Genomic DNA, 9,371 nt, shown 5'->3' on the forward strand with positions numbered 1-9,371 from the left:
TAATAACTGCAAGATACCCTGTTCTGCATCGATTAAAATGATATCTCCAGTCTTTATTCGAGAAAGTACCTCATTATCTACCGCCTCTGGAGTCACATGAATTGCTGCAGGAACCTTACCTGAAGCACCTGACATACGCCCATCAGTGACCAGAGCCACTTTATACCCTTTATCCATGAGCACCCCAAGCTTAGGTGTTAGTTGGTGTAACTCAGGCATACCGGAGGCCTTAGGTCCCTGAAATCGCACGACCACAATACAATTCCGCTCTAAATGACCCTCTTTAAAAAGCGCTTCAAACTCATCTTGACTAGAACAAACTACAGCAGCGGCTTTGATTTTGCCTTTTCCTGCAGCAAGTCCAGAAGTTTTAATCACACAACGACCTATATTGCCACTTAATACGTTTAAACCACCATGGTCTTTAAATGGAGTTTGAGCTGCAACCAGTACGTTTTCATCACTAGAGGTTTGGGGCCCAGGAACCCAAACCAGTTCATGGTTATCCAATAAAGGTTGATACGTATAGTGATCTAATCCCTTACCCATTACGGTATCTACATCCTGGTGCAATAACTCAGCATCAAGAAGAGTATGAATAAAATATGCCATTCCCCCTGCATGTTGAAAATGATTGATGTCCGCATAGCCATTAGGATAAATTTTCGCAATTAATGGAGTCACTGCAGATAGTTGCGCAAAATCATCCCAATTAACAGAGTAACCAGCCATTGCAGCAATCGCAATTAAATGCATGGTGTGATTTGTTGAGCCTCCTGACGCCAACAAGGCTACAATCGCAAGCCACTTATCATTGAAACCGCCTAGAATGACAACTACAAAATTGAAGTGGGAACAAAGTTGTCACAAAATGGGGCCGACGTACACACTAGGCCTGTATTGAATGAAGATTTAGACAAACATTTTGAACGTTGGTATACAGGTTTGAAAATTGGTGTTGAGGGTAAGAAAAAACCCGTTAAATTGCAAATGGTGGCTTAATTACACCCCACTTTTTTATGCTCTCCAAATTGTCATTATCGAATAATCAAGACACCTACGATGAAAAAATTAAAGATTTTCCGTTGTAATGTGAGAAATTTTACACTTCACATCACGATCTTGATTCCCAGGCCTTTAAGGGATTGGCACTCGGAACATCAGAATTATAAAAAGGGTAACTTAACCTTTTTTTGTTCCAATTGTTGATTGTGAAGGATCCTTGGAGGAATTGTTTTCCTCAGGTAAATTGTTATTATTACCAAATATACCCAGACTAGTTAAGGATGACTCACTTTTCTCTTTACTAGTTTCCTCAATAGTGATTTGTTCATTCTTGATGAAATCTGTAAAATTCTTGCATTGAGATAACTTCTCTTTGCTTGGTGGATCATTCATCAGAAGAACTACTAATTTTGTGTTCATTTTAAGAAAATCGTAGATAGCTAAATTGAAAAAATGTTTTGGGCCCTTTGAGTCTTGCTCTGTAATAATTTGAGCAATAGCATATAACAAGAGTGGATTATATTTTTTATCGAAGAATCGTTCTTTTGACAAAATACTCATTGCCAGTAACAATCCCTCATCAGATAGTAGATACGGGTTATCTAGTATAAGAGTAACTGTTAAATCTGTTTTCTTTTCCATATCACTATTTTTTGTCGTAACAAGTAAATTGTACATCCATTTTTCTACAAATTCTTCCCTCTGTTGATCTTCTTCATTACTGGAGTAAGCAGTTTTTATCATTTTTATGATAATTTTTAGAGGAAGGGCATTTAAAACAAATTGCTTATGTAATAAATTAAGGTATTTATCTTTAAATACATCCATTGTATCGTTTTGCATGGACCTCTCTATCTCTTGCTCTAGAAATAGACCAGCATCAGGATGTCCAAACTCAATTGCTTTCAAAAGATGAGGGATAAAGTCACCATCTTCTCTACTTACTATCATGGCCTCCAAATAAGCTGCTTTAGCAGGATCGGCCTTGCGGGCAAGGTCAATATATTGTTTTGCCTCATCTAATTTGTTGTTTTGCAGACAATGCTCCAAACAAAGCAATGCCGCATCAGAATTCTTATAGCTGGCTAATTTTAAGTAATGATATTGATGTGCCTTCTTCAACGTTTCCACGGCAGAGCGTCTGATTATTTCTGTGCTGCCATGAATAGCTGTATGTACAGTGTTTATTAACTTTGATTGTTGATTTGGTTCAGCATCATCCTGGGTGATTTCTTTTCCTTTATTCCAATAAAACAATCCCTTTTCTTCATCAACATGGGGTGGAGTGGCATAAAATTCAGCCAATGCACTATAAACTCTATAATTTTGTATAAATGGGTTTTTATTATCTTTAATTAGTTTCTCTGTCCAAAAGGCAGTTTCTTCATTCCCATCAAGGATTAATTCAACCAATAGGTCAACCATTTTTTCAGCGTGAAACTTCATTTCCTGAGGTATAGAGAACTTACTATCGTTTTTCTGTACCTCACTAAGGGCAAGTATAAAGCTCATCTCTAATTTTATGATTTCAAAAGCAAATAAGGGATAATCATTATAAGATAAATCTTTTTGAAATTGTTTAAACTTAGGATTATTAAACAAATATCGGTACAAATTAACCATTTTGTGAGGGTTGCTTGCTGCCCAAGTTTCTAAATCAAAAGATTGGGGCATTTCTTTGATTTGGGTATTTTTATTTTCCAAGCGATTTATCATCCGAAAATAATAGGCCTTTTTGATACTGGAATCACCCCCAATCATCGCAAGTACTAATCCGGTAAATGAATCATCTAAAGAATGGTCTTCTACCTCATCTTTACCTGTCTTATCGCTTGCTTCAGTCTGTTTCTCGGAAAAATCTTGCTCATAAAGGTACTCTGCCACCTCGGTTAACATGGCTTTATAGGTTTTCATAAAGGGCTTGTCGTCTAATTTTGGTTTTATTCCAAATAAAGTGTTTACAGTAAATTCAACCATCTTATTATGCAGGTCAAATTCAGCAAACTGTCGATTAGCCAGCACTTGTTTTAATCCATAAGTCAAATTTCTTTGTTGATTGTTTTGTTCTTCTAACTCTTTGAGTTTATTTAGACGGTCGTTTAGTAATTGCTCTAAATTTTTGAACATTTCCTCAATCTGTATTTGATCTTGTTTTGTAGTGACTTTTTCAAGAAGTGCCGATTTTTTTTGCTGTAAATCAATAAGTTGTTCTTGAATTTCTTTGATCTGATTTTTTAAAGAAGGGATATTAAAGTCTCTGATTTCTATCTTAGGAATACTAGTCACCCGAGCACTAAGCTCACCGTATCGCTGCATGATGTCGAGTGGTTTATGTGAGTGCTCTTGAATATATTTATGGTAAAGTGTATATAGAGAATCCATATATAAAGTTGCGTATCCTAGCCATCCCTCCCAGTTTTTTTCTGCATCCTCAATTGCTGATATACTTTTTCCTATATAAATTGGGGACATGGGACCACTTTGAAAAAATGTTATAAGTTCACTCAAAGAGCATTTAAATAGATTTTCAATGTATTTTGTAACGTTATCAGGATATGAATTGTCAGATGATCTGTGGACTCGCTCAAAACCATTTTTGCTAAACACATTGTCTTGAATATCATCCCAATACGTTGGACCTGTATCACCATCAATCCATACCCACAAGTTATTACCTGCTTCTCCAATTACGGTTCCTAATCCCTTAGGGGTTTTAATTCGTTGTAAAAAATTCACACCAAATTTTTTTGCAGTGTTTGATGTAAAGGACATCTCAATCGTTCTACCACCTTTAGAAGTAAAAGGCATTTTTGACATCAATCTTGACGATTTGTGTATATCGATAGTCATAATCCACCTAATTTTCTGTAACTAAATCGAATTTCAAGATAAAGTAGAGTAATAAGTAATATAAACCATATTGTTTAATAATTAATCATTTATTGCCAATTGTCAAATCTCGGCTTTAGTCGCATGTTGCCTCGTAATAAATCTTAGCCAAGAAGAGAAGAAAAAACACAAGGGAGAAGCTTTGGATGGTTCGCTATTTGGAGCTCAGGACTAAACCCTTCAACTTTAGGGACAAATATTGTTGATTCACAGATAGTTACAATTCTCTGCCGCCAAAACTCAATAGCTTGATATAACTTTTTCAATAAATATTGGTATCTGTTGGGTTTTACCTCATGGTACCTAATATTAGAGAAGGTAAAATTCATTTTTCACGAAATACACAAGGCCATATTGAGTTAACTAGAGAGAATTTAAATTGGTTGATAAGATTCGCTTGAGACAACCAAGCTTTCAGAAGGAGAAAATATCATTACGGTATTGCACTAGAAAAAAGCCTGTACGACGCGCCTTACCCGAGCATCTAGCTCGTGAAGTGATAGAGCATGACATTGCAGAAGAAGAGAAGTTCGGCGCTTGTTCCGACAAAGCTTTCTGTCATTACCATGTTCGTCCCAAATATGGCTGTAATCGCTATGACAACACTGCCCAATGCCTTCGTTATTCTTTCCTAAAGGCATGGGCCAGCGAAAGCTTTGTGTCCCATGCCATCGTAAGTTAATACGAAGACCATTTGCCTTTGTATCGCCAGGAGCAAATAGGGGTTCGATTTGGGATTGAGATGCAAGAAACACCGTATGTGGCTAGATAATCTCCGCTTATTGGGTCTTCATGCCGGTGAGAGAGGCTCTTTTTGAAGCATTTATGGCATCAAATTACCTACAAGCCGATGAAACTACCCTGCAGGTCATGGATGAGCCACCAGTACCAGTTACATGTTGTTTACACAAACCTCTAACCCAATAAAAAAACAGTACTTTTTTTATTACCAACAAACCCCTCAGGCTTAGTGGCCAAAGATTCTAAAGGCTATCTGCAAACAGATGTGTATAAGGGGTAAGACTGGGTGGGTTACCATCCGAATATTATCAATTAATGGGTTTTGGCTAGCAATTTACTGTCTAATGTTTGTATTATGTGAATAATTAACCTCTGCTTTAGCAGAGCTATCTGTTTCACATAATACAGTAAAAATATAATTTTATTCACATATGACTTATTATGTTAATAATTTTAGGGAAGAATAGACTGTTTCAGGCTATAACTCACTTTTTTATGCTTTAGAAAAGATTTTTTAAATTCATCAAGTTAAGTCATACCGGCTAAAATGCTCAATTGCTGGCCGAAACTCCAATATGTTTTAATGATTGTTTTGAAGCTATAATTACATTGATAGGAATAATAACTACGTAAAAAACGGAGTGTCTAAATAATGTTGAGCAACAATCTGTAGAAATTTTTTACAATATGGGTATTAACCATGTTTTTTAAGAAAACACATGAAACTAAATATAGCAGTATTACCAAATTCCTAAAAACATTTCCTCTTGAAGAGTTTTGGCGATTTTTTGTTGAACGTGGTCGTTATGATTATCGCGAAAAACTGTATCGGTTTGTATATAAACAGCTAACATTGTTAGACGATGAAAGTTTAAAAAAAATTCCTACGGAAACTATTTTAAAAGATACGCTATTTCAGGATATTACGATACAAGAATACCAAGATCTTCTAGAGGAACGGGGATTAAGTCTCTCCGTGCTAGAGTTCCTCAATCTAAAGGGTAAAAGTGCCGATAAAGAAAAGCTAAAGTCTCATTTGGACATGCACCAAGGGGTTGGGTTTCGAAAGCAAAGAGCCTGGTTACTTGATGGGCATGACCAAAGCATTATGTTATATAATTGAAAATTTTGATTTAAAGCCAAAATTGAGTGTTGATTTTATTAAGGAGTTGCATCGTTTATGCATGAAGGAAGTCAAAAATACCAGACAGGGAACTAAGCCTGGAGAGTTTCGTGAAAATTATACTACAGCGGCTTGGGATCTTGTTCCAGGGGATTCGGATACCTTCGAAGGTTTGCTAGAGAACATTATTTATCTGGGAGCGATTCAAGGGAAATACCCTGCTGATATGGATTTGCAATTTAGCAAGGACCCAAATTTTTCCTGGTTAAGCTCACCAGCAAATAATAAAAGTGAAATCAGGATATGGGTTCAAAATGAGTTGGGAAAACCTGTATACACCAGGTATTTTTCTTTCAAAGACAACCCGCAAGCGATAGCTAAAGAAATATGGGCTGCTGTAAAAGAAGGTAAACACGTTAAGTATGTCACTTCAAAAAAAGGAGAAAATCTTTTAACTAGGGTTCAGGATGATTGTATTCAAACGCTCGAAGATTCATTAGATAATGCTCAAAGTAAGAACCAAAAACTCACGGCCATATTCACTTTTTTAAAACAAGTAGTTTTATTTCACCCATTTTACGATGGAGTTGGACGTACTTACTCCATGTTATTGCTCCAATATTTGCTCATACGCGAAAATCTAATGCCAGTTATATTAAAAGACTCTAATATGATTCCAGGCTTTTCAGTTTTACAGCTTGTTGATGAATATTTACGAGCAGAAAAAGAAATGCAAACCATCTTGGAAGACTCAAGTTTTATAAAAAATCCGCAATTTGCAAGTCCTAACGTTGATACTGCTACTATTCTAAAGGCTCAAAGCCATGACTATCATAAAATGTTTCAAGAGTGTTTGAATTTATTAAAAAGTACTCTGGATAAACTCAATTTGGATATTAACACTAAACACGCACAGGAAGAATCTGCTAGCAAAAAAACAACTTAAATTAGAGCCTATTTTTTGTAGATTTGAGAACGCCTCAATTAGGGCTGGTGTCTACATCGGATTTTAGCTAATTTATCTGCCAACGTTAGTTCAGAATCTGAAATGACACTGAAAAATGTTCGTTAGCTGCTATCAGCGCTGTCATTCAATTGGATAGAAATCAAATGTTAGGTAGCACATACAATTGATCTACACGCTTTTACTGCCCATGGTCAATTATAACTGCTTTACAAAGTGTGTTCTCGTAGATTGTCATTGGTTTCATAAATCCGTGGTTTTCATCCGGGGTAATTGGTATTAAATAGCCTTTAACTTTAACGTTATTCCGGCTATTATTGATAATTAAAGCCGCCATTTCAGCTAAATTTGAGTTGTGAATTTTTTTATTATCAAATTTAAATAAACCACATGAGAGTGCGGGAATATTTTTTTTCCGATTTCTCCACTCTTCTCTTGATTGCACATTACCTAGGGTAGCGCCTCTATGTAAGTAGGGGTTATTTACACCATTTATTTTCGCGGAATTTGTTTTATCATAAATGTTCTTTAACATACTATCGGGTATGAGGGGGATGTCATTTTTATCGCAAACCGCTAAAACCTTATAGTTATTTTTGAGTTTTCTATGCTTATTAATCTTAACCATTTCTCCACAGGTTTCTTCTTTGTCTTGGTCAATATAATAATGAAGCTGATATTGTCCTTGTGAAATTGTGAGTACAAAACAAGGGAAACTTTGTATTTTTTTCCTATCTGGGTTAGCAGCGTTATTTTTTTCAGATTGGTAAACATATAACATTGCAGAAGATGATTTGGTTTCAACCTCGGGGGGGGTTATATCCGCTGTGTCGCAACCTAAAATGGTAAACCGCTTGAGCCGCGGATATTGCTTATCATGCTTCAGTGCGTTGGCAACTGTATCAACTAGCTCCCTCGTGCTGTTGTAGGATGTTCTATTTTTCCTGGACCAGTGGCAATTAACCGTGACTTCACTAGCATATTTCATTAATTCATGATTGATAACTACTGTATCTGTGGCTATCACGATCCCCTTTTTATAAAACTCTTTTTTCTTGAGGTTACTAGCCATTTCAAGTTCAACTATATTTTGTGTCGTATCCTTATTTGTAATTATCAGTTTCATATTGAGATCATTTTTTTCGATGACCTGACCTAAATCTTCCACAATTACTCTTGCAAGATTATGATGTTTTAATTTTTTTAGTTCATTCAGTTCGCTATTGAATTCTGCAAAAATTGTACTGGAATTTTCGAAATTCCACTCTGACTTGAATTTTTGAGCTTTGACTTCCTTCTTAAACTCTTTTAGTAATTTAACCATGTTATTCAAGTGCTTAGTTGCTTCACTAATAGTTGTGCTCATAATATTTGATCTATAATTTGATTGATTTCTTATAAATTATACTATTTGACCTTAATTATTACAAGCAGACTATATTTATCCTTCAATTAGGCTTAAATGTTCCTTAAAGTATATTTAAAATTCCAACAATAAAGCAGCTCAAACTCCTATTAGACCTGGGACGGCAACTTAACTTTTTGTGTGCACTGTGCTCTATTTAGCTGGTGCAGATTGATATAAATGATTTTATACGCGAAACAGAATGTATTTGACCCCTGGCCGGGATCCTAGTAAAAAAGGGTCATGTTCAATTTTTAATCCCTATTAATACCAAACTGTAATGGCATTGTCTGTCGTGACCTGGACAAATCAAAAACACCATAGCGATTAATATTCTCCCTGAAATACGCTGATAAAATCGATAAATCATCCTTACTATATTTGACCTCTTCAGCAGAAAGCTGGTTCAAAACATTGGTTGTGTTGGCAACAGTGTAGAACATCACAGCATTAGCACCATCCTGCCAAACGCAATAATTTTTTGCTGAATTATACTATTGTTTTCGTGAATAACACCGTCTTTGCCAAAGGTGATCCAATCAATAAAATCATTAAACTCTTCACTTTTACAACTAGCTGCTTGAATCTTTTTACGAAAGTCAATATCAGCAATATATTTTAAAAGAAAAATGGTTCGTACCACTCGCCCCAATTCACGGAACGCTTGATGCAGCTTATTCTTTTTGCTATTGTAGCGCAGCTTTTTCAATATAGTTGACGCTTTAATTTTGCCACTTTGGATTGACATAACAACGCGCAACATATCGTAGTACATTGACTCTATGAGTTGCCAGTTGGGCTCTTTCGATGTAAAAATATCACTGATATGTTGGTATGATTTTTCATTCATTTCAGCTGGTCGATAAAAATTGAGATGCTTAAAACTACGTATTCTGGGCATAAGTGTTATTGCCAACAAATAGGCAAACCCAAATACCACTTCGTTTTGCGCATGCGTATCCCCATGGATTTTATCTGGACGTAAGGCTTCATCACTTTCATAAATCCCATCGAAAATGTAAATGGCCTCATAAACACCACACGGGATAAAGTTTCCAAACAAAGCAACATACTGATCAGAAACGTGATAATAGCCAATCCCACCATATTTTCCATAGCGAATATGGTGCTCTGCCAGTAGATTATTGGTATACATATCCCAATAGACCTCTTTCCAAACCCTAATTTTTGCACTCGTAGTTATAAATGCCAGAGATCAAATTAAACCTCAATCCGAATCGTTT

General features: G+C 35.8%; 6 protein-coding genes and 2 pseudogenes. 3 read left to right on the forward strand and 5 right to left on the reverse strand.

The window, feature by feature from the left end; genetic code table 11:
* Positions 1-798, reverse strand: a pseudogene (locus Lani_RS12220) (dihydroxy-acid dehydratase domain-containing protein); the annotation flags it as partial.
* Positions 799-861: 63 nt separating this feature from the next.
* On the opposite strand from Lani_RS12220, the gene Lani_RS20225 reads away from it, so the two are divergent.
* Positions 862-1,002: a hypothetical protein gene (locus Lani_RS20225; protein ID WP_156415161.1), complete on the forward strand. Its 141-nt coding sequence runs from the start codon at positions 862-864 to the stop codon at positions 1,000-1,002.
* Positions 1,003-1,182: 180 nt separating this feature from the next.
* Here Lani_RS20225 and Lani_RS12225 read toward each other — a convergent pair whose 3' ends face one another.
* Entirely contained in the window at positions 1,183-3,855 is a 2,673-nt protein-coding gene (locus Lani_RS12225; RefSeq protein ID WP_040522448.1) for a coiled-coil domain-containing protein, read from the reverse strand.
* A gap of 485 nt (positions 3,856-4,340) precedes the next feature.
* Positions 4,341-4,649 carry a hypothetical protein gene (locus Lani_RS20230; RefSeq protein ID WP_127908203.1) on the reverse strand — a complete coding sequence of 103 codons (309 nt, stop codon included), beginning with the start codon at positions 4,647-4,649 and terminating at the stop codon, positions 4,341-4,343.
* 686 nt (positions 4,650-5,335) lie between these two features.
* Here Lani_RS20230 and Lani_RS20790 point away from each other — a divergent pair.
* Together Lani_RS20790 and Lani_RS12235 are read left to right on the forward strand one after the other, a co-directional pair.
* Entirely contained in the window at positions 5,336-5,758 is a 423-nt protein-coding gene (locus Lani_RS20790; RefSeq protein ID WP_019233345.1) for a hypothetical protein, read from the forward strand.
* A complete protein-coding gene (locus tag Lani_RS12235) occupies positions 5,730-6,704 on the forward strand; it encodes a Fic family protein (protein WP_223499460.1) in 975 nt (324 codons plus the stop codon). Before Lani_RS20790 ends, Lani_RS12235 begins: the two co-directional genes overlap by 29 nt.
* A 199-nt stretch (positions 6,705-6,903) precedes the next feature.
* Here the strand turns inward: Lani_RS12235 and Lani_RS12240 are convergent.
* Both Lani_RS12240 and Lani_RS12245 read right to left on the reverse strand, forming a co-directional pair.
* A pseudogene (locus Lani_RS12240) lies at positions 6,904-8,174 on the reverse strand (hypothetical protein).
* A 395-nt stretch (positions 8,175-8,569) separates the two neighbouring features.
* Positions 8,570-9,283, reverse strand: a complete 714-nt coding sequence (locus Lani_RS12245) for a Tn3 family transposase (RefSeq protein WP_058388564.1) — start codon at positions 9,281-9,283, stop codon at positions 8,570-8,572.
* Positions 9,284-9,371: the final 88 nt, after the last annotated feature.

Source organism: Legionella anisa, from assembly GCF_001467525.1.
GTDB classification, from domain to species: Bacteria; Pseudomonadota; Gammaproteobacteria; order Legionellales; family Legionellaceae; genus Legionella; species Legionella anisa.